The sequence below is a fragment of the Streptomyces sp. BE303 genome (assembly GCF_036290945.1).
Taxonomy (GTDB): domain Bacteria; phylum Actinomycetota; class Actinomycetes; order Streptomycetales; family Streptomycetaceae; genus Kitasatospora.
In genome coordinates this window covers 159,087-183,040 of the sequence record NZ_JAQYWZ010000953.1, presented here as the reverse complement: position 1 = coordinate 183,040, position 23,954 = coordinate 159,087, and the positions used below count along the sequence as shown (strand labels likewise).

At 75.1% G+C, this 23,954-nt stretch carries 1 protein-coding gene; it reads right to left on the bottom strand.

Annotation, left to right across the window (positions count from 1 at the left end):
- Positions 1-23,954: EndoU domain-containing protein (locus PUR56_RS40620; RefSeq protein WP_329952661.1), on the bottom strand; the 23,954-nt coding region annotated here is incomplete at its 3' end.

Genomic DNA, 23,954 nt, shown 5'->3' with positions numbered 1-23,954 from the left:
TCGCGCCGTCCCTGTTCCGCGTCCTCGTCGGCCTCGCGCCGTCCCTGTTCCGCGTCCTCGTCGGCCTCGCGCCGTCCCTGTTCCGCGTCCTCGTCGGCCTCGCGCCGTCCCTGTTCCGCGTCCTCGTCGGCCTCGCGCCGTGCCTCGGTCTCCCGCCGGAGGCGCTCCTGCTCCTGCCGGCGCTCGGCAACGACGACGGTCGAGTAACCCTCGCGCTCGTCGTGGTCGAGCCTGACGCGGCGACCGTTCTCCGGGCCGAAGTCGGACACCGTCTCGTGGCCGTTCCGGACGTCCACGAGACCGACCCGCAGATCCAGTGCGGAGGCCGTGAGCACCGCGAAGGCGTCCCGTACGGAGAGCGGGTCGCTCACCGCGTCCCAGCCCTGTTCCCGCCAGGTGGCGATCTCCCGGTGCATGTCCTCCACGAAGACCGGCCAGTCCGCCACGTCGTTCCCCATGCGGCCGGCCCAGGCGGAGTAGAGCTCGTACGCCTCCCGCGCCAGCTCGGGGTTCTCCCGGAACCGCTCCTCGACCAGCCCGCGCAGCGCCCGCTCCGCGGCGGCCGGGTCGGCGGCCAACCGCCCGCCCTCGTCCTCTCCGAACAGCTGCCTCAGCAACTGCGGGTCGTCCTCGACGAGCGCGCGCAGCATCGGCGCGCCGGCCGGCTCGTCCTCCGGCCGTACGGCGTTCCGCGAGACGGGCGCGCCGTTGTCGGCCGGGGTGGAGTGCTGCCGGGAGCTCTCCTGGCCCGGCTCGCCCCGGACCTCGGCGATCAGGCCGCCCTCACGCCGGACGTGCACGGTGACGCCGCCCGCCGTGCCGTGCACGACGCCGTCGGCCGGCAGCGGCTGCCCGGCCCGCTGGGCGCGGTCGAGCACGACACCGGCCGCGTAGCGGATGTCGTCGGTCTGCCACTCGCGCGGCAGACCGGGACCGCGCGGTTCCCTCCAGGCGTCCTCGGTGAAGCTCGGCCGGAGCGTGCGGACGTCGAACTGCGGGACGGTGGGCGGGAGCTGCTCGCCCGGCCGGAGCGGGCCGGGCTCGCGCAGCGCGTGGGGACCGCCGGTGGGCAGTACCCGGTCGGAGTAGGTGGTCACCGGCCCCGCCATGTCGAACAGCTGCCGCAGCGGGCTGCCGGGCTGGTTCCAGCCGAATCCGGGCAGCAGTTGGCCCACCAGCGTCGAGACGTTGGTCCCGGCGGCCTCGCGCGCCGTGAGGCTCCGGAAGGCGCCGGCGGGCTCGCCCACCGGCACGACGGTGACGTTGACCAGCAGCGGCTGCCGACCGCGGTTGCCCTGGGCCCAGACCTGCTGGACCTCCCGGTTCACCTGGTCGGTGAAGGCACGGATCTGCTGTTCCGTCACTCCGTCCTGCCGGCTCACGTGGAGCGGGACGACGACGTCGATGCCGTGCTGTCCCGAGTTGAAGAGCACCCGCTGGACCTGGAGCTGGCCGGTACCGACGGCGATCCGCCGGCCGGCACCGGTGGCGATCACCTGCTGCTGGTCCCAGCCCTCCGTGGTGGTGCCGGGCTGCAGGTCGGTGGGCCGGTAGGCGAGGTGCCGACCGTCGCGGGTGAGGCCCTCGATGCGGACGCCGTTCGCCTCGCCGATCCAGCGGTAGGTCCGCTCGTCGATCCGGACGCGGTGGGACGCCGTGCCGTGCGCGGACTCGACGGCCTGGAGGACGCCCATGCGGCCCCACTCGCGCGGGAACATCGTCCGGACGGAGTTGTCCCGCGGCTCGAACCAGTGGTTGCGGAACTCCGAGAGCGGCGCGTCGGGGGCGACGGTCGCGTCGAGGAAGCGCACCCGGGCACGGTACGTGCCGTTGACGTGGGCGGCGCCGCGCTCGATCACCTCGACGCCGCGCAGGCGGTGCCAGGTCGCGGTGTCCACGTTCGAGCCCGGGGTGAACTCCTGGTGCAGTCCGGTGAAGAACTGCCGGTCGCCGTAGCGGGACACGTCCTGGGCCCGCTGCCCGTAGCGCAGGAGGCTCGCGGGCCGCGAGGGCGCGTAGTCGAGGTCCGGGTCGCGGGGCGGCAGCGGGCCCGGGTCGGACAGGCCGTTCCAGGGCGTGGCCGTCCGCCGGGGGCGGGTCGGCGGGGCCGGCGGGGCCGGTGACTCGTGCGGCTCCGGCTGGGTGTCGGCCGGCCGGAAGGACGAGAACCGGTCGCCGTGGATCTCGCCCTCGATCCGCACCCCGGCGTACTCGCCGGTCCAGCGGTAGCGGCTGCCGCCCGCCGGGACCACCGTGCCGTGGCGCAGCGCGTCGAGGTAGGACTGCTCGGCGGCGTAGACCGCCTCGTCCTCGGTCCAGTTCCGGGGGAACAGCCGCCGCCGTTCGGCGGTGTCGGTGGTGAGCAGGTCGCCGGCGGCGCTGTCGGTGCGGACGCCGACGGCGCGGCGCGAGCCGGCCGGTGCGGCCTCGTACTCGACGTGCAGCACGCCGTTCGCGTGCTGTTCGACGATCGCCGAGGGGCGTCGGCGGTCGGAGCCGGGCGTCGGCAGCAGGTGGCCGCCCTCGGTGCGGCGGTCGCCGTACAGCGAGGACTGCCGGGCGTCCAGGCCGAAGGAGGCGCGGGGCGGGAGCGGGTGGCCGTCGGGGGCGCGGTGGGTGGAGGTGAGCCGGGACGGCTGGGTGCCGAACGCCTCGTCGACGGCGGCGCCCAGCTCGCGCAGGTTGCGCGCGGCCAGGGTCACCGTGCCGTCGACCCGGCGCGGGCCGATGCCGGCGGGCTGGTCGGCGGAGATCCGGCCGTGCTCGACGTGGTCGGAGCCCATCATGCCGGCGTCGGTGTAGATGGTGTGCCGGTTCTGGGGGCGGCGGTACTCGTCGTCGAGGCCGAGCAGGTGGCCGATCTCGTGGGCCAGCGTGTCCGGGGTCGATTCGAGGGACCAGGTCTCGTTGTTCTCGTGGAGCTTCCGGGTGAACAGGTCGACGATGTGGATGTGGTGGTTGACGTCGGCCGAGTGGTCGACGAACTCGGGCCGGACCCGCAGCACGTCGCCGTTGGGCAGCCGGTGGCCGGTGTTGTACGCGTCGTTGACGCCGTCCCACACCCGGTCGATCACCTGTCCGATCTGGTCGTCGGTGAACTGCTCGACGGGGGCGTCGTAGCCGTAGCCCTCCTCGATGCCCGCCTCGGCCGGCTCGCGGCGGATGTGGATGCGCACCACGATCTCGGTGGCGGGGTCGCCGTTCTCCAGGAAGCCGCGCCGCACCTCGTAGCCGCGGAGGTAGGAGGCCGAGACGGACCGCCCGAAGGCGTCGAGGGGCGCCCGGACCTCGCGCGCCGCGAGGACCTGGGCCAGCGCGGTCTCGGCGGGGTCCACCAGCATGGTGAGGTCGTCGCCGTGGTCGGTCTGGGCCGGGGAGGACTCCCGCTCGGACTCAAGCTCGGACTCAGGCTCGGACAGCATCTCGGTGTCGTGGTCCTGCGGGGCGTCCTCGCCGATCCTGACCACCGTCTCGCTGTCCTCCGGGCCGTACCGGGTGACGTTCCCGTGCCCGTCGGTCACCTCCAGCCGGACGTGCAGGGTGTGGGCGAGCAGCGGCGCGAGCGCGCCGCCGAGCCCGGCGTCGTGGGTGCCGTCCGAGGCCGCCAGGGCGTGCCGCAGGCCGTGGAGTTCCCGGGCGGTCTCCATGCTCGGGGGAAGGAGGGGGCGGAAGGCGGTCAGCGCCTCGACCGGGAGGTTCTCGGGCCGGGTCCGCTGGAGGTACTCGGCCACCTCGGTGGTCATCAGCCGGAGCACGTCCGGCCGTTCGGTGGTCGGCGGGAGGCCGTGGTGCCCCAGCAGGGCCTCGGTGAGCTCGGGCGACGCGTCCGCGACGGCGTCCAGCAGGGGGTGGCCGGCCGGCGGCGCGAGGTGCGGTACGGGGGCGGGGCCGGAGGTGTGGGACGGCCCGGAGTCGGCCGTGCGCGGCGGGACGTGCAGCTGCGGGAGGTCCCGCTGGTCGCCGATGCCCCGGTAGCGGTTGATCTGGCCGTCGACGACCTCGACCTCCAGGAGGACGCCGTGGAACTCGTCGTAGACGACGCCGGTCTCGGTCCGGCCGACCTGGTGCCGGTCGACGAGCTGGGTCACGGCCCAGCGCGCGTCGGAGGCGGTCCACTCGCGGGGCAGGCTCTGGTTCTCGGGCAGGCCGTGCGGGTCCAGCTCGATCCCCGTCCGGGTGAACCGGAAGTCCACGGCTCCCACGGCCCGCCGGCTCTGCCGGTCCGTGCCGGCGGTCACCGCGGGCCGGTGCTCGCCCGGCCGCAGCGGGCCGGGTTCGCGCAGGTCGGTGGGGACGTGCGGGGCGCCCTCCGCGGTGTGCAGGTCCGCCAGCACGTCCACGCGGGTGGGGGCGAGCTCCTCCAGACGGGAGACCGTCTCGTGGAACACGTCCCCGTGGTCCTGGTGGACCAGCGGGCCCAGGAGGAGCCGGAGGCTCTCCGCGGTGTCGACCACCGACAGGTCTGCGGGGTCCGGCAGGGAGTCGTGGTCGATGATCACCCGGGCGTAGGGGTCCTGGTGGTCGTCCCCGAAGTCGAGGCGGACGCTGACCAGCGTCTCCGGCGTCCCGTCCGCGTCCGCGGTCGCCCGCACCTGTTCCCGGACGTAGGCGTCCACCCTGCGCTGGAGTTCGCCCCTGGCGGCCTCCTGCTGCGGGCGCGTCAGACCGCCCTCGACGGACACGTCGACGGGGAGGGTGATCTCCACGCCCAGCTGCCCGGAGTCGAACAGGACACGGGAGACGGTCAGGGTGCGGCCGTCCAGGTCGACCTCGGTTCCCCGGAGGGTGTGCCGCGCACGGAGGTCGTCCCAGGCCCGCAGGGGGCTGGTGGGCTGGTCCTCGGTCGGGCGGTGGACCAGGTGGGCCCCGTCGCGCGAGAGTCCCTCGGTGCGGACCCCGTCGGCCTCCCCCACCCAGTAGTACGTCCGGCCGTCCTCCAGGTACACCCGGCGCTCGGCCGGGACGCCGTCGTGCGCGTCGTCGACGTGGTTCAGCAGGTCCGCGGACGACCAGGTCCGCGGGTACATGGTCCGCAGGCCGTCGTCGTCGTCCCGGACCCGCCAGCGGGTCGGGAAGTCGGCGAGCGGGGAGTTCGGCGCGACGGTCGGGTCGAGGAAGGCCACCCGGGCCCGGTAGGTGCCGTTGTGGACCGGGGGCCGGGTCTCGACGACCTGGGCGCCGTGCGCCCGGAGCGCGTTCTCCCGGCCGGGCAGCTGAAGGTCCAGCTCGTGGTGCAGGCCGGTGAGGTTCTGCCGGTCGCCGTAGCGGACGACGTCCTCGGCGCGCTGGCCGAACGCCCCGAAGGCCCGGGCCGGGTCGTCGGGAGCGGGACGGTGCGGGGCGTTCAGCGGCGGATCCACGTCCGGCTGCACGTCCGCCGGACGGAACGACAGGAACTGCTCCCCCCGGACCTCGCCCTCGATCCGCACCCCGGCGTACTCACCGGTCCAGCGGTGCCGGCTCCCGCCGAGCGGGACGACGGCGTTGGTCCCCAGCGCGTGCAGGTACGCCTGCTCGGCCGCGTACACCGCGTCCTCGCTCGTCCAGTTGCGCGGGAACATCCGCCGGTGGGCGGGCCCGGTGGTCAGCAGGTCACCGGCCGCGGACAGCGTGTCCACCCGGCGGGCACGGGACGGACCCGCGGCGGGCTCCGCCGAGAAGTCGGCGACCACGACCCCGTTGCGCTCCACCCGGACCACCCGCTCGGGCGCCGTCCGGTCCGAGCCGACCGGCGGCAACAGGTGGCCGCCCGGACTGCGGGTGTCGCCGAACAGCGACGACTGCCGGGCGTCCAGGCCGAAGGCCGCCCGGCGCGGGAGCCCGTGGGCGGTCGGCCCGGCCGGCGCGGCGCCGAGGGCCTGCTCGATCACGGCGCCCAGCTCGCGCAGGTTCCGCGGGGCGAGCGCGAACCGGATGTCGGTGTCGTCCGTGATGATCCCGGCGTCCTGGTCGAAGCGGACCCGGTCGTTGCCCGCGTGGGTGCCGCCCATCAGCCCGGCGTCGGGGTACGAGGGCCGGGGGCGGATCTCGTGCTCGACGACCGTGCGGTCGCCGTTCCCGTCGACGGTCTCCTCGTGGAGGCGTCGCTCCCGGTACTCGTCGGGCAGGCCGAACAGGTGGCCGATCTCGTGGGCCAGGACGGTCCGGGTCGTGCCCAGGCCCCATGCCTCCTGGGTCTCACGGACCTCTCCCTCGAAGACCTCGACCCGGTGGTGCGCCCGGTCGGGGTCCGTGACGAACTCGGTCCGCACCACCAGGACGTCGCCGTCCGGCAGCCGGTGCCCGGTGTTGTAGTACTCGTCCACGCTCTGCCGGGCGCGGTTCCGCAGGTTCCGCAGGGCCGTGGTGTGGTCCTGACCGGCCGGCAGCCCCGAAGTGTCGAGGTGGATCCGCACCACGACCTCGACCGCCGGGGTGCCGTCCACGAGGACGGCACGGCCGGCCTGGAACCGCCGGTGACCGGTGGCGTCGCTGCTGTGCCGCGCCGGGTCGGCGGGCGCCTCGACCTCGACCGTCCTGAGGACCCGGGCGATCGTCAGGTCCGTCGCGGGTGCCTCGTACGCCGGGCGCACCGGGTGCGCCGCCCCGTCCCCGTCCCCGTCCGTGTCCGTGTCCACGGAGCGGACGTCGGAGTCGGAGTCGGAGCCGTGGACCGACTCCATGTCGTCGTCGGAGGACAGGAAGTCGAGCGTGGAGTCGGTGGCGTAGTCCATCTCCTCGTCGGAGTCCCGGTACAGGTCCATGGCCTCGTCCTCGTCCCCGTCGGAGAGGAGACGGCCGTCCTGCGGACCGGGCCCGTGGTCGGAGCCCTCGTCCGAACGCGGGGGGTCCGGCGCGAACAGCTGCTCGACCGGGCCCGGGGCGGCCCGCCGGCCGGTGCCGCGCTCGGGCACCGGGATGGTGAGCTGGGGCGGCGGGGTGTGGCCGTCCGCGACCGCGAAGTCGACGATCCGGTACTCCGCGTCCCGCAGCACCGTGATCTCGACCTCGGCGAACCGCACCCGGACCTGGAACCCGTCCTCGACCAGCGTCTCCTCCTCGATCCGCCGGCCGTTGGCGGCCGCGAAGAGCCGCTCCTCCGGCGTCCACTCCCTCGGCAGGCCGCGGCCCGCCGCGGCGCTGAGGTCCGGGCTGACGTGGCCGGCGGGCACCGGGTTCAGGGACATCGCGACGACGGTGTCCGGGCGCCTGCCGGTACCGGAGGACCCCGGCTCGGCGAGCGGGGCGGAACGGGGCGCGTCCGCCGGCAGGCGCACACCGGGCTGCTCGTCCGCCGGACGGTGGATCAGGTGCCGACCGTCCCGGGTGATGCCCTCGATCCGGACACCGTCGTCGGTGACGCCGGTCCAGTGGACGGCGCCGTTCACGACGCGGTCGTCGGCCCGGTTCCGGCCGTGGTGGGCCTCCTCGACGGCGTCCAGGACGTGATCGGCGTGCCAGTCCCGCGGGTAGAACATGTGGGACTGGTTGTCCGCGCGGGTGTGCCAGCGGGAGGGGAAGGCCTCCATCGGCGCCCTCGGGGCGACGACCGGGTCGAGGAACCAGACCTGGGCGCGGTAGGTCCCGTTGGGGTGGGCGGCGAAGGCCGTCCCGATCCGCACGCCCTTCCGCTGGCCGGCCTGGTCGACCCGGGGGCGGTCGCCGTCCCCGTACCCGATCCGCTCCGGCGGCTGGTGGTGGACGCCGGCGAGTGTCTGCCGGTCGCCGTAGCGCACGAGGTCCCCGACCCGCTGGTCGAAACCGGCCGGGAACGGGCGCCACGGCAGGTGCGAAGCCGCGCCCAGCCCGCTCTGGTCGTCGGACGGACGGAAGGAGACGATCTCCGGTACCTCGAACGGGCCGCCCGTCCGGCGCTCGATCCGGAGGACGACCCGGCCCTCGATCCGCACCCCGCCGTACTCACCGGTCCACGCCCAGGAGACCGGGCTGAGCTCGGTGAACGCCTCGTCGCCCCGGCGGAGCGCGTGCTGGTACGCCTGCTCCGCCGCGTAGACCGCGTCGTCGGACGTCCAGTGCTCCGGGAACATGGTGCGGCCGCGGTCCTGGACGGCCGGACCGGCCGCGAGGTCGCCGGCCAGCCGGTGGTGGCCGGTCGCCGCGCCGTCGGCCGGGCCGCCGAAGACCCGGAAGGTGCCGTTGCGGTTCTCCGAGCCCGGGATCCGGGTCGGCTCCGGCCGGTCGGAGCCGGGCTGCGGGAACAGGTGGCCGCCGCCGTCGCGCCCGCCGCTCGACACCCGCCGGCCGGTCCCGTTCAGGTCGCCGTACAGCGCGGTGCGCCGGGCGTCCTCGTTCACCCGGGGACGCGGCGGGTGGGTGCCGTCCGGCCCGGGCCCGCGGTCGGCGCCGAAGGCGAGGTCGATCACGGCGCCCAGCTGCCGCAGGTTGCGCGCGCGCAGCACGGGCCGCGCGTCGGGGACGCCCGGGGCGGCGGGCCGGTTGTTGGTGTCGGCCATGGGCCGGCCGAAGCGGTCACGGGTGTAGGAGCCCATCAGACCGCCGTCGAGGTGGACCGGCCGGCGGCGGTCCACGCGGGAGTGGCCCTCGCGGTACTCGTCCGGCAGCCCGAGCAGGTGGCCGACCTCGTGGACGAGGGTCGAGGCCGGGGTCTGGAGGTCCCAGTTCTCGTGGCTCGCCCGGATCGGGCCCGGGTGGACGGCCACGGTGCGGTGCGCGAGGGCGGGATCCTGGACGAACTCGACCCGCACCCGCAGCCGGTCGCCGCTGGGCAGCCGCTGGTCGCCGTTGTAGGTCTCCGCCAGCCCGGCGCGGGCCCGGCCGGCCAGGTCGTTGAGCAGGCGCACGGCGTGCGGGTCCGCCAGGTTCAGCCGGCTGACGTCCAGGTGCAGCCTGACGCTCACCAGCGACTCGGTGTCACCGTCGGCGAGCCTGATCCGGCTCACCGAGAACGCCTGGAGCTCGCGGGCCTCCAGGCTGCGGTCGAAGGGGTCCGTCGGTGGACGGACCTCGTGGGTGCCGAGCACCTGGTGCTGCTCGGGCCCGGGCCGGGTCAGCTGGTGCGGCACGCGCTGGTCCGGCTGGCCCCAGAAGTCGGTGATGCGGTCGTTCTCGATCCGCACCGTCAGCCGCACCCCGGCGAAGGTGCCGTGGACCTGCTCGGGCGCGGTCGTGCCCCCGCGCGGCACGGGGCCGGCCGGGACGCGGTGCGTCGAGCCCGCGACCACGCTCGCGGCGTACCGGGCCTCGTCGGCCGTCCACTCGCGCGGCAGGTTGCGGCCCTCGGTCGGGCGGTCCCACGCGGACGCCGCGAAGTACCGTCGCCGGCCGTCGAGCATCGACTCGCCGGACACGCTGCGCGGTGCCGGCGGCGCCTGCGGCTGGTCCTCCGAGGTCAGGACCTCGGCCAGCCGGTTCGCGCCCGCCGCCTCGTGCAGCCGCGGCAGGGCCTGCTCGATGGTGGGGTCCTGCCCGGGTTCGAGCCGGACCTCGGTGGCGTCGGCGTCCCCGGTGAACTCCAGCCGGAGGTCCATCGGGGTGTCGCTGCCGTCCCGGTGCCCGTCGACGTACGTCTCGGCGGCCTGCAGCAACGTCCCCTCGGCCTGCCGGAGGTCGGCCCCGGTGGTGTGCTCGCCGCCCACCAGCCTGACCCGGGCGGTGATCCGGACGACCTCCGAGCCGTCGAACATGAGGTCGCGGCGGACCCGGACCGGCCCGAGGCCGGTCAGCTGCACCTCGGTGCCCTGGCGGGCCGTCGTGGAGGCGGGGCCGCGGTAGTCGGGGTTGTCGAGCGTCTGGTGCGGGGACGGACGGTGGAAGTAGAGGGTGCCGTCCGGACCGAACCGGCCCTCGATCCACACGCCGTCCGCCCGGCCGACCACGAGACGGGAGCCGTCGTCCTCCTGGCGGGTGAGGAGCGGGTGGTCGAGCGCGGCGGTGACGTGCGCGGTGAGCTGGGGCCCGCTCCAGTGCTCCGGGTAGTACACCGTCCCGGGATCGAGCGCCGACCGGTGCCAGCGCGAGGGGAACTGCGTGGCCGGGGCGCCCTGGCCGACCGCCGGGTCCAGGTGCACCCCGACGACCCGGGTCGTGCCGTTGGGCAGGGTCACCCTCGTCTGGTCGCCCACCAGGGCGGGCGCGCGGCGCGGGGTCCCCGTCACCGTGCCGTCCAGGTCGACGGGTTGCCAGGCGGAGGCCGCGGACCGCTGCGTCGCGGAGACGAGGGTGGGAGCGGGCTGCGCCTCGGCGTCCGGCGGAATCGGCGAGCCGTGCAGTTGCGGGAGGTCCCGCTGGTCACCGACGCCGTTGACGGCGACGATCTGCCCGTCCTCCACGTGGACCTGGATCCGGACGTCGCCGATGCGGCCCTCGACGACCTCGGTCACGGTCGAGCCGTGCACGCTCTCCTGCTGGTTGAGGAGCTGGACCGCCGCCCAGCGCGTGTCGCGGGCGGTCCACTCGCGGGGCAGGCTCCGGTCGACGGGAAGGTCGCGCGGGTCGGCGACCGCGGCCGCGTGGCTGAACCGCGCGTCCAGGTCACGCAGCTGCCGCACGGTCTGCTGGTCCCACCCGGCCAGCACGGCGGGCGCGTGCTCGCCCGGCCGCAGCGGGCCGGGTTCGCGCAGGTCGGCGGGGACGCGGGGGGCGCCCTGCTGGGCGACCAGGTCCGCGAACGGGGTCGTGAAGTCGCTCAGTGCGGCGGTGATCCCGTTGAACACGTGGTCCTGGCCCTGGACGGCCAGCGGGCCGAGGACGCTCGACACGCCCGACATCCCGTCGGGGCGCACGACCATCTCGGAGAAGACGTCCGGACGTCCGGGGGCGAAGTCGAGGACGACGGCGACCAGCCTCGGCGGCACCCCGTTCGTGCCCGCGGTCTCCAGCGCCCGCTCCTGGACGTAGTCGTTCACCCTGCGCTGGATCTCGTCCTCGGCGAACGCGCGCAGCTCCGGCGTCACGGGGCCCTCGACGACCGTGCGCACGGGGACGGTGATCCGCAGGCCCTCCTGCCCGGAGTCGAACAGGACCCGGGCCGTGGAGAACGGTCGGTCGCCCATCCAGGTCCCGGTGGCGGGCGAGGTGCGGAGCACCCGCCGCTGGTCCCACGCCGTCATGGGCTGCGTGTCGGTCGGACGGTGGGCCAGGTGCGCCCCGTCGCGGGAGAGTCCCTCGATGCGGACCCCGTCGGCCTCCCCCACCCAGTAGTACGTCCGGCCGTCCTCCAGGTACACCCGCTGATCGTCCGGGACGCCGTCGTGCGCGTCGTCGACGACGGCCAGCAGGTCCTCGGCCACCCAGTCCCGCGGGTACATGGTGCGCCCGCTCCCGCCGTCGGCGTTGCCGCGGAACCGCCAGCGGGTCGCGAAACGGGCGAGCGGGGAGGTCGGCGCGACGGTCGGGTCGAGGAAAGCCGCCCGGGTCCGGTACGTGCCGTTGTGGATCGGGGGGGTGGTCTCGACGATCCTGACGCCGTGCGCCCGAAGCGTGTTCGCCGGGTTCGCCACGTGCGCCGGGTTCAGCTCGTGGTGCAGGCCGGTGAGGTTCTGCCGGTCGCCGTAGCGGACGACGTCCTCGGCGCGCTGGCCGAACGCCCCGAAGGCCCGGGCCGGGTCGTCGGGGACGGGACGGTGCGGGGCGTTCAGCGGCGGGTCCACGTCCGGCTGCACGTCCGCCGGGCGGAACGACAGGAACTGCTCCCCCCGGACCTCGCCCTCGATCCGCACCCCGGCGTACTCGCCGGTCCAGCGGTGCCGGCTCCCGCCGAGCGGGACGACGGCGTTGGTGCCCAGCGCGTGCAGGTACGCCTGCTCGGCCGCGTACACCGCGTCCTCGCTCGTCCAGTTGCGCGGGAACATCCGCCGGTGGGCGGGCCCGGTGGTCAGCAGGTCACCGGCCGCGGACAGGGTGTCCACCCGGCGGGCACGGGACGGACCGGCCGGGGGCTCCGCCGAGAAGTCGGCGACCACGACCCCGTTGCGCTCCACCCGGACCACCCGCTCGGGCGCCGTCCGGTCCGAGCCGATCGGCGGCAGCAGGTGGCCGCCCGGACTGCGGGTGTCGCCGAACAGCGACGACTGCCGGGCGTCCAGGCCGAAGGCCGCCCGGCGCGGGAGGTCGTGGCCGGTGGTGGGCAGGGTGTGCGTGGCGCCGAGGGCGTGCTCGATCGCCTGGCCCAGCTCGCGCAGGTTCCGCGGGGCGAGCGTGAACCGCATCGGGGTGTCGTCCGCGTTGACCGCGGCGTCCATGTCGACCCGGGGGCGGCCGTGGCCGGCGAGGGTGCCGGCCATCAGGCCCGCGTCGGTGTGGACGGTCCGGGGGTGGACCTCCAGCGAGACGACCGCGGGGTTGCCGTTCTGGTCGGTCCCCTCCTCGTAGAGGCGCCGCTCCCGGTACTCGTCGGGCAGGCCGAACAGGTGGCCGATCTCGTGGCCCAGGATGGCCCGGCCCGTGTGCAGACCCCAGATGTCGGAGTGCTCGCGCACCTCCCCGTCCAGGACCCGCACCCGGTGGTGCGCCTGGCCCGCGTCCTCGACGAACTCGGTCCGCACCACCAGGACGTCGCCGTCCGGCAGCCGGTGCCCGGTGTTGTAGTACTCGTCGACGCTCTGCTGGGCGCGCTCCCGCAGGTTCCGCAGGGCCGTGGTGTGGTCCTGACCGGCCGGCAGCCCCGAAGTGTCGAGGTGGATCCGCACGACGGCCTCGACCGCCGGGCTGCCGTCCAGCAGGAGGCCGCGGGCGGCCTGGAACCGCCGGAGGCGGGTGGAGACGCTGCCGTGCAGCGCCGTGTTCGCGGGTGCGGTGACCTCGACCGGATCGAGGACCATGGCGAACCTCAGGTCCGGCGCGGGCGCCTCGTGCGCCGGCCGGACCCGGTTCGGCTGCTGCAGCGGTGCCTCGTCCAGGTCCATGTGCAGGTCCGAGTGCAGGTCCGACGCCGAGTCCCGGTCCTCGGAGCTGCGGTCGGAACCGGCGTCGGAACCGCCCTCCCACTCCATGCCCTCGTCGTCGGAGGACAGCATGAGGTCCAGCGAGTCCGCCTCGGACCTGTCGTCGACGTCCGAGTACTGGTCCATGGCCTCGTCCTGAGAGGAGTCCCAGGACGACTCGCTGCCCGCGTCCGATTGGAGGTCCGTGTCCCCGTCCGCGTCCGGGCGCGGACTCGAAGAGGACGCATCCGCCCTGCTGGTGGAATGCGGAAGGAGCGGCTCTGCTTCGGGGCCCGTCTGCCCGGGGTTCCGCTCGGGGACGATCTTGCGGCCCTGGGAGGCGAAAGCCTGGTCCGGGGAGCCGTAGATGTCGATGATGCGGTACGAGTCCCAGTCCCGGACGACCGTGATCCGGATCCCTTGGTGCTCGACCTCACCGGTCTCGGTCCGCAGGCCCGTGGCGGGGTCCACGCCCGTGCGGTCCGAGCCGATCCGCGAGCCCTGCACCGCCGCGTACCTGGCCTCCGCCAGGGTCCACTCGGGCGGCAGGTTCCGGCCCGGCCGGGGGGTGCCGGCGCCCCCGCCGGGAGGGTCGCCCGACCCGTCCCAGGCCGCGAGCCCGGCGGAGAAGGCGTCTCCGGAACCCATCCCCTCGTCCACCGCCCGGCTGACGGTCGCGGGACGCTCGCCGGTGCCCGGGGTCCCGGGCACGACCAGCGGCCCGTGCGGCGAGGCACCGGCCGGCGCGCCCGGCTGATCGGCCGTCGGACGGTGGATCAGGTGCCGTCCGTCCCGGGTGACGCCCTCGATCCGGACGCCGTCCGCCTCCCCGGTCCAGTGGACGGTGCCGTCGTTGCGGGTGTCTCCCCCGGTTCGGTTCGCGTAGGCACGGTCCACCGCGGAGAGCACCTGCCCGGGCGTCCAGCCCGCCGGGTAGAAGGTCTGCGTCGGGCTGTCCTCGCGGCGGTGCCAGCGGGAGGGGAACTCCGACAGCGGCGTGCCCGGAGTGACACCGGGCTCCAGGAACCAGACGGCCGCGCGGTAGGTCCCGTTGGGGTTGGCCTCCGCCGCCGGTCCGACGGCGATCCCGCGCCGACGGCCGGCCTCCTCGGTCGGCCGGTGGTGCCCGCCCGACAGGGTGAGCCGGTCGCCGTAGCGGACGAGGTCCTCGACCCGGTGGTCGAGGGACCCGTCGGTACGGCGCCACGGCAGGTACGCCGGTGCGTCCAGGCCGCCCTGGTCGTCGGAGGGCCGGAAGTAGGTGATCTGCCCCGCCTCGGTCCGGCCCTCGACCCGGACGCCGCCGTACTCGCCGGTCCACCGGTACGAGGTCGGCCCGGTCTCCGTGGTCGCGCCGGTGCGCCGGGCGTGCTGGTACGCCTGCTCCGCGGCGTACACCGCGTCGTCCGCCGTCCAGTGCTCGGGGAACATCGTCCGGCTGCGCCTCGGCGCAGCCAGGTCGCCCGCCGGGGTGCCGGTCCGCGTCGCCGTCGCGTCGGCCGCTCCTTCGGACACCACCCTGAAGGTGCCGTTGCGGTTCTCGGAGCCGGCCGGCCTCGGCGGCCTCGGCCGCTCCGATCCCGCCGGCGGGTAGAGGTGGCCGCTCCCGTCCCGGCCGCCGTACAGCGCGATGCGGCGCGTGTCCTCCGTCACCAGGGGCCTCGCCGGGGCGCCGCCCGGCTCCGGGCCGCGGTCCCTGCCGAAGGCGATGTCGACCACCGCGCCCAGCTGGCGCAGGTTCCGCGTCGCGAGTGCCCGCGAGGGGTCGATGACGTTCGGCCCGATGGCCATGTGGTCCTGGTCCACCGGGTAGCGGCCGAAGCTGTCGACGTGGCGGCCGCCCATCAGGCCGCCGTCCACGTACACCGGCCGTGCGCCCCTGGACGCCTCCCGGTACTCGTCGGGCAGGCCCAGGAGGTGACCCACCTCGTGCGCGACCACCCCGCCGGTGGTGTCCAGACTCCACGTCCGGTGGTTCTCCCGGTCCGTCTCCGGGAGGACATTGACGGTGTGGTGGCTCTCCGCCTCGGTCTCGACGAACCGGAGCTCGACGCGCAGCCGGTCGCCGCTGGGCAGCCGCTGGCCGACGTCGTAGATCTCCCTGACGCCCTCCCTGGCCGAGTCCCGCAGCGCGTCCAGTGCCCGGACGGTGGCGGGGTCGGCCAGGTCCAGCGTCGAGGTCTCCAGTCGCACCCGCACCGTCAGCACGGTCTCGGTGTCGCCGTCCGCCAGCCTGATGCGGGTGGCCTCGAAGCGCTGGACCACGCGGACGTCCAGGCTCCGGTCGAACGCGTTGCCCGGCGGGACGACCTCGTGGGTGCCGATCACCCGGTGCGGCTCGGGCTGCGGCGCGGTCAGCTGCGGGCAGAACCGCTGGTGCGGCTCGCCCCAGACGTCGGTGATGACCCCGTGCTCCACCCGCACGTTCACCCGCACACCGGCGAAGGTGCCCCGGTGGACCACCGGCGCGGGCGTGCCCGGGCCGGCGACGGCGGCCGGCCTGGTCCGCATGATCTCGCGCGCGGCGTACCTGGCCTCGTCCGCGGTCCACTCCCGGGGGAGGCCGCGACCCGGCCGGTCCCAGGCCTCGGCCGTGAAGTGCGGCCGGAGCCCGGTCGCCCAGTGGTGGCCGCCGTGCGCCTCCACCGGGTCCGGGATTCCGTCGAGGTGCCGCTCCAGGACGAACAGCAGGTCGTGCGCACCCGCCCCCTCGTACAGGCGGGGCAGGGCGGCCCGGAGGGTCGGCGCGTCGCCGAGACCGACCACGGTCGCCGGGACGTCCGGGTCGTCGGTGAACTCCAGCCGCAGGTCCAGCCGCCGCGAACCGTCCCGGTGACTCTCCAGGTACGGCTCGACCTGCGCCCGCAGGGCGTCCTGCGCGCGGTGCAGCTCGGTCTCACCGGCCAGGGCGCCCGGGGTCAGCCGGATCCTGGCGGTGACCTGGACGCCGGAGTCGGCGCCGTCCGCACCGTCGTCGTCGAAGCGCACCTTCCGGATCTCCACCGGCCCGAGGTCCGGGAGCGGGTGCGGCTCCCCGACAGCCGCCACCCCCGCCACGGGCCAGGGGTGGTCCCCGTGCTGGGGAGCCGGCTGCCAGTCGTACGGGCGGTGGAAGAGGAAGTCGCCGTTCGGACCGAACAGCCCGACGATCGAGACGCCGCCGGAGTCGCCGACGACCAGCGAGTGGCCGCCGTCCGCCGGGCCGCCGTACCAGGCGTTCGCCATCGCCTCCTGGACGTGGTGCGCGGTGACCGCCGCCGTCCAGCCCTCCGGGTAGTGCGCCTGCCCGGGCGCGCCCACCGGGCGCCTCCAGCGGGACGGGAACGCGGCGATCGGGGCGTCCGCGGCGATGCCGTCCGCGAGGTGCCAGGTGTCGTACGTCCGGACCACGCCGTTCGGCTCGGTCACCGGCTGCGGTCCGGACGCCGTCCGCTCCGCCCGCGGCGGGGGCGTGACCGCCCCGTCGGACGTGAACGTCTGCCAGCCGGGGTTCCGCAGGGCGGCCGGCAGCGCGTCCTGCGGGCCGACGGGCGCGGTCCCGGCAGGCGCGGTCTCGGGCGCGGTCCCGGCAGGCGCGGTCTCGGGCGCGGTCTGCTGCCCCTCCGCTCCCTCGGTCGGTGCGGGCCCGGATCCGGGCTCGTCGGAGGCCCGGACGGTGTGCGGTATCTCGCCGAGGGTGCGCTCCGGCCGGGAGAGCTGGGACGGGAAGGTCTGGCCCGGGGCCCCGAAGAAGTCGACGATCAGGTCGTTCTCGGTCCGGACCCTGATCCGGATCCCGCCGACCGTCACCTCGTCGGCCGGAGCCGCCGGGGCGGGCCGCTCGTCCATCGCCTTCTGCACGGCGTGCATGGCGTCCAGGCGGGTCCATGCGGACGGCAGGCCGACGTTGACGCCGTCCTTGACCCCCGGGGCGAACCTCGGCCAGCCGTTCGGCGTGTCCGCTCCCAGCTGGGGCAGGGTCGCCGGACGCTCGCCCGTTCCGGGCGTGCCGGGCGCACGCAGCGGCGGCACCTCGGGGCGCGGGTCGCCGTGGGGCGTCCAGTCCGAATCCCCGGCGTGCCAGCCGGCCAGGCCGAGGAGCTCGGAGAGCGGCATCCGGTCCGGGTCGGCGAGGTCCGGCAGGTAGGTGCGCAGGTCGAGGTCCCGGGTGCCGGCGTCTGCGGCGAGGGGGACGCTCAGCCCGTCCCTGGCCGCGACCTTCGTGAACTCGATCTCGAACCGGGCCGGCGGATCGCCCTCGCCCGAGTGCAGGCGGACGTACGCCTCCGCGGCGTTGCGCACCGCCATCTGGTGGCGCACGACCGTGATCTGCGGCGTCCCGGGCGGGAAGTCCAGGTGCACCTTGGCGGTGAGGAGCAGGCCGGTCTGGCCGGCGGCGAAGCGGACGTGCTGGACGACCGCCCGGCGGCTCCCGAAACTCATCGAACCGGGGGAGGACTTCGCGGTCACCTCCTTCCAGTCCCACCGGGTGATCGGCTGCTCGGCCGTCGGGCGGTGGACGAGGTGGAGCCCGTCCCGGGTGATCCCCTCGATCCGGACGCCGCGCGCCTCGCCCACCCAGTGCTCGTCACCGTCGCCCCGGGGCCGGGGGTCGCGCCGGGCCGCGTACGCCGCCTCCACGGCGGAGAGGACCTCGTGCGGCGTCCAGCCCTTGGGGTACATCGTGTGCGGCGCCTCGTCCGCGCTGCGGTGCCAGCGGGTGTCGAAGGTCGACAGCGGCGATCCGGGGGCGACCTTCGGGTCGAGGAACCACGCGGTCGCCCGATACGTGCCGTTCTCGTTCTCGCGCTGCGGAGGGCCGATCATGAGGCCCTTGGCCATGGCGGCCGCCACGGGCGGCGCGTGGTGCGCACCGGTGAGGGTCTGCCGGTCGCCGTAGCGGGCGTGGTCCTCCGCGCCCAGCGCGAAGGTGCGCTCCACCGGGCGCATCGGCTGGAAACTCGGGGTCGCCAGGGCGCCCTGGTCCTCGGACGGCCGGAAGGAGGTGAACTCCCCGCCCGTCACCCGGCCCTCGATCCGCACCCCGCCGTACTCGCCCACCCAGCGGTACGAGCCGGGCCCCTGCTCGGTGACCAGCCCGGTGCGACGGGCACTGTGGTAGGCCTGCTCGGCCGCGTACACGGCGTCGTCGGACGTCCAGTGCGCGGGGAACATGGTCCGCGTCCGACGGGGCGGCTCCTCGCCGTCCGGCTCCGGGCGGCGCGCGGGCACCGCGAGGTCGCCGGCCAGTCCGTGGCTGCGCACCCGCTCGGGGCCGGGATCGCGGTCGGCGACCTTGAACGTGCCGTTGCGGTGCTCCGAGTCCGGGATCCGTTCCGGCCGGGGGCGGTCGGAACCGGGCGCGGGGTACAGGTGTCCCCCGCTGCCGTCCGACGGGCCGTACAGGGCCGCACGGCGGACGTCCTCGCCGAAGGCCACCCTGGACGGCGGGCCGCCGCGGTCGGCCGGGCCGCCGGGGAGGTCGAACAGCGGGTCCACGACGGCACCGAGTTCCCGCAGGTAGCGGACCGGGAGCCCCGGGGCGGCCAGCTCGGCCGCGGCGGCCCCCCGGTGGTCCTGGTCCACGAGGGGCAGGCCGGACCGGTCCAGGTACGGGGTGCCCATGAGCGCGTTGTCCTGGTGGACGGGCCGCGGGCCGCCGGTCGCCTCGCGGTACTCGTCGGGGAGGCCGAGGGCGTGCCCGAGCTCGTGGGCGAGCACCCGCTCGGTGGTGCCGACGCTCCACTCCGTCAGGCTCTCCCGGGCGAGGACCGGGTGGACCGTGACGGTGTGGTGGGCGTCCTCCCGTCGGTCGGTGAACTCCACCTCGACCCGCAGCAGGTCCCCGCCGGGAAGCCGCTGCCCCCGGTTGAACTGCTCGTCGACACCGCGCCGGGCCCGGTCGCGCAGGCCGTCCAGCCGGGGGTCGTCCTGACCCGACGCGCCGAGCGGCGAGGTGTCGAGGTGCACCCGCAGCTTCAGCACCGTCTGGGTGTCGCCGTCGGCCAGCCGGATCCGGCCGGCCTCGAACGACTGCAGGGAGCGCTCCCCGACCCTCGCCAGGAACGCGTCGGAGGGCGGCCGAACCTCCGCCGTGGCGAGGACCTGGTGCGGCCGGTTCTCCCGGCCCGACGGCCGGAGCCCGTGGTCGCCGGGGACGCCCTCGATACTGCTGATCAACCCGTCCGTGATCCGGACCGCGATGCCGGCGCCGGCGAACCTGCCCTTCAGGCGCACCGCCCCCTTCGGGGGGAGGCCGCCGTCCGTCCTCGCCTCCGCCTGCCTGCGGACCTGGTCGGCCGCGAACAGCACGTCGTCGGCGGTCCAGTGCGACGGCAACCCGCGGTGCGGCCGGGTCCAGGCCTCGTCGGTGAAGTGCCCGCGCAGCGATTCCCGTTCCTGCCCCATCCGGTCCGCGGTCCGGGGCGGCTGCTCGTCGGGGCGGGGCGGACCGGGCTCGCGCAGGCTGCCGGGCACGGGCTTCGGCAGGCTCTCCGCGCGGACCGGGTCCAGCACGGAGGCCGGCGCGTGCCGCTCCAGCAGGCCGCGCAGGCCGTCCGGCCCCGCCGCGTCCAGCAGCGGGCCCAGGTGCCGCGCCAGGTCGTGGTCCGTGTCGTCGTCGATCCTCGCGCTGCTGAACGCGTCGTCCGGGTCGTCGGTGAACCGGAGCCGCAGGTCCAGGACCGTCCCGTCGCCGGCCTGCCGGGAGACGTACTGCTGGGCGAGGACCCGGAGGCGCTCGTGCGCGTAGTCCAGCTGCACGAACGACAGCGGCTCCGTCGGCTCCAGGTGGAGCCGGGCGGTGACCTGAAGGCCCTCCTGGCCGTTGTCGAACAGCACCCGCCGGACGGTGACCGGGCGGGTCCCGCCGTCCAGCGGGAGGGCGACCGGCTCGGAGCGCGTGGTAACGGCCGCGTCGTCCCAGCGGCGGTACCCGGTGTGCGGCTGGAGGTCGGCCGGCCGGTGGGTCAGGATCGCGCCGTCCCGGCTGAGCCCCTCGATCCGGACGCCGTGCGCCTCGCCGATCCAGTGCTCCGTCCCGTCCTCGCCCACCGGCGTGCTACGGCGGACCGGGCTGTCGTAAGCCGTCCGCGCCGCCCGGTCCGCCCGGTCGGGCGACCACTTCCTCGGGTAGAGCACCGTCTCCGGCGCGTCCGCCGACGTGCGCCAGCGGCTCGGCAGGGCCGCCTCCGAGGAGCCCGGCAGCAGGTTCGGGTCCAGGAACCAGACCTTCGCCCGGCTGGTGCCGTTCGGGTGGTCGGAGCCCTTGACCGGCACGACCTGGATGCCGGAGGCCCTCTGCTCGGCCGTACCGAGCCGGTGGTGGACCCCGGTCAGCGCCCGTCGGTCGCCGGGCGCCACGGGCTTGCCGAGCGCGGCCGCGTGGTCGGGCACGGGCCGGTTCGGGGCGTAGGGCGGCGGGTTCAGCCCGCTCTGGTCGTCGGAGGGGCGGAACGAGGTGATCGCGCCGCCGGTCGCGTCCCCCTCGATCCGCACGCCGGCGTACTCGCCCGTCCAGTGGACGGGGCCCGGGCCCCCGAGCCCGGCTGTCAGATACGCCTGCTCGGCCGCGTACACGGCCTCGTCCGCGTTCCAGTGCGGAGGGAAGAGGGTGCGGGCGGCGGTACCGCCGCCCGACGACGGCACCATGCGCAGTGATCCGTTGGGGTTCTCCTGGTACTTCGCGCCCGGGTGGGCCCGGTCGAAGCCCGGCGTCAGCAGGTGGCCGTCGTCGCCGCCCGGCCGGCCGTACAACGCGGCGTCGCGGACCTGCGGTTCGACCCCGGGACGCGGCGGAAGGCCCGTGGCGGCCCGGCTCTCGGGCCGGTGCTCGCCGGGCTGCCCGTCCCGGTCGCGGTCCGGGGTGAACGCGCCCTCGACGGCGGTGCCCACGGCGCGCAGGCCGTCCGGGAGCGGCCCCCGCGCGGCCCGGTCCGTGCCGGTCCCCTGGTAGACCTCCCGGTTGCCGTCGCGCAGACCGAGCACCCGTCCGATGTCGTGGCTGACCACGTCCCGGCTGACCCGCGTCCCCCAGTTGCCCTCGTCCTGACGGACGGTGCCGTCGTGCAGCCGCACCGTGTGGTGGGCGGTGGCGGGGGAGTCGACGAACTCGACCCGCACCCGCAGCACGCTGCCGTCGGGCAGCCGGTGGCCGTTGTTGTAGGCGTCGGCGACGCCGTCCAGGGCGCGGCGCTGCAGGGCGGCGACCCGCTCCGTCGGCTGCCGCAGGCTCGTGCTGTCAAGGTGCAGCCGCAGGACGAGTTCGGTGGCCCGCTCCCCGGTGGGCAGCGTGCCGCGCCGGGCCTCGTAGGGCCGCAGCGGGGAAGCCGCCTCGGTGGTGGGCCGGGGGCCGGCGGGCGGGTTGACCTGCGTCGCGGCGTAGCCCGGCCGGAGGTCCGAGCCGGCGACGGGCGGCGGCACGGGCGCGGTCACCTGCTGACCGGAGTCGGTCACCGGCTCGGCCTGGGGCTGGGCCTGGGGCTGGGGCTCGGGCTGGGACTGGGTGTGGGTCTGGCTCTGGGTCTGGGTCTGGGCCGACTGGTCCTGCTGGGCGGTGTGCTCCTGCGGGAGTGACGCGAGCGACGCGTTCCGCTCCTGCGGATTCGGCTGGACGGACGCCCCGTCGAGACCGACGGAGGAGGTCGACGAGGTGACGACGCGGTCCCCGGCCAGACCGGCGGTCTGCTGCTCGACCGACGGCCCGCCCGGTGACAGGGGCGGCCCCTGGTGCGCGGCGGCGGACGCCGTGGCCGGGGCGGACGTCTCGGCCGGGGCGGTCGCCGCGATCGGGGCGGACCTCTCGGGCGCGGCGGACGTCGTGGACGCGGCGGACGTCGTGGACGCGGCGGACGGGGCCGCCGTCTCGGACGTCGTGCGGACCGGCGCGGCCGGGGCGACCTCGCCGGCCCCCGGGTTCTGCGCCCCCGGCCCCTGGCTGACGGTCGGGCGGTTCGGGGACTGGCCCTGACCCGGGGTCTGGTTCGCGGCCTGGTTCGGAGTCTGGGTCTGGGTCTGGTTCTGCGAGGGGTTCGGGGACTGGTTCTGGCCCTGGGTCTGGGTCTGCCCCTGGGTCTGGGTCTGTCCCTGCGCCTGGCCCTGCTGCGGCCGGGCGGTCTCCCCGGTCCTCCCGGGCGCGTTCGGTGCGTCGCCCTGGTGCGACACGGTGGCGACCGGCGCGGGCGCCGGCATCCAGTCGTCGAAGACCTCCTCCAGCCGGGCGTGCCCGAACGCCTCCCGGAACAGTGCCGCGTACTCCTCCTGGGCGGACGTGTCGCTGTACGTGTCCTCGATCTGGCCCCGGCCGAAGGCCTCCCGGATCAGCGCCCGGTTGGCGTCGGCGTCGTTCCCGAAGACGTCCTCCAACTCGGCGTCGCCGTAGGCACGTCGGAAGGCCGAGGCGACGTCGCCGTCCGCCTCGCCGTGGGCGCCGCGCGAGAAGCCGAGCAGGTGCTCGCCCGCCCCTGACGACCCCTCTCCGCCCGAGCCGAGCTGCGGTCCGAGCCGGGGCACCAGGAGCGGGGCCGGGTTGCCGGAAAGGTTGCTCAGCACCGCCAGGATGGTCAGCGGGTGGTAGGGCGGGAAGTACTTGGACTGGCCTTCGCCGATCGCCTTGAACTGGGTGTCCTGCACCCAGGTCATGTACCGCTGCATCATCGGCGCCGCGGCGTGGTGCAGACCACGGGCCATCAGGCCCATCGCCATGCCCGAGCCGAAGGTGGCGAGCGTGGTGGTGAACTCGTGCTTGTCGGTGAAGAGCAGGTTGTAGAAGCCCTCGGTGAGGTTGCCCTGGACGCCCTCCTTGAGCTGCTCGCCGACCGCGTAGCCGAGGTGGAACATCCGGTTGCCCTGCGTCATGTGCTCGCCGACGTCCACCAGTCGGTCCGCGAGCGCGCCGACGCCGCGTTCGGCGAGGTTGTGGCCGCTCTTCTCCATGACCTCGCGCAGGCCCGCGCTCAGCGCGGCGTGGTCGACGCCGTTCTTGCCCCAGCCCTTGACGAAGGTCTCGCCGAACTCCTTGCCCAGGTTCCGGGCGGCGGTCTCGCCGATCTTCTCCTTGAGGTGCTTCTCGAAGGACTGGGTCATCCGCTCGACGAACTTGTCGGCCGCGGCCTTGCCGAAGCCGTGGCGCAGGAGGTTGTCCGAGGACTCCAGCAGCGTGCCGAGGTCGCGGGCGAAGGCCCGGGACGCCGACTTCTCCAGCCAGCTGCCGGTGCCCTCGGCCGCCGCCTTCTTCGCCGTGACGCCGGCGAGGTTCTCCAGCGTGCCGGTCCCGCTCTTGGCCGCTCCCTTGAGGCCGGCCTTCAGCGCCTCGTTCAGCGCGGCCCGGTCGCCGTGGATCATGAAGTCGGACAGCTTGTCGGCCGCCACCCGGCCGCCGGTCTTGCCGAGCAGCCGGCCGAGCAGCTTGCCGAGGCCCATCCCGATCAGGTTGAGCGGACCGGAGATCACACCGCCGATGACGCCGAACAGGACGGCCTGCTTGAGGGCGTCCTTGTCGATCTCCTTGCGGTTCCCCTGGCCGATCTGGATGCCCTGGATGATCAGGTCCATGGTCAGGCCGCTCATGATCCCCGCGAAGGTGTGCAGCAGGATCGTCTTGAACAGGAACTTCATCAACGTCGTCAGCACCGCGCGGGTGAAGATCGTCTTCAGGGTGATCCCGGCGAGGCTGGCGCCGAAGGTGAACGGCGCCCAGAGGATGGCCAGCGCGATCTCCAGCAGCAGCTGGACGAGCTGGGCGATGGCCATCCACTTGGTGTACTCGGCGGCCGTGGCCACGTCGTCGGCGCACTTCGCGAGCGCCGTGGCGGTCTTGGTCGCCGTGGCGATGTAGTCCGACGCGCCCTTCTCGCCGATGAACTGGCTCATCTGCTCGGAGAACTCCCGGGCGGCCTGGCCCTCGAACTGCTGCCGCGCCTTGACCGCGACCTCGGCGATCAGCCGCCGCAGCTCCGGCAGGTCCCTCGCGAGCTTCTGGTAGGCGTCCCGGACCTCGCGCAGATCGCCTTCCCGGATCTCCGGCCAGGGCATGCCGGTGACCTTGGAGAAGAAGTCCGCCGTCGTCTTGTCGACGACGATCGACGAGTAGGGCAC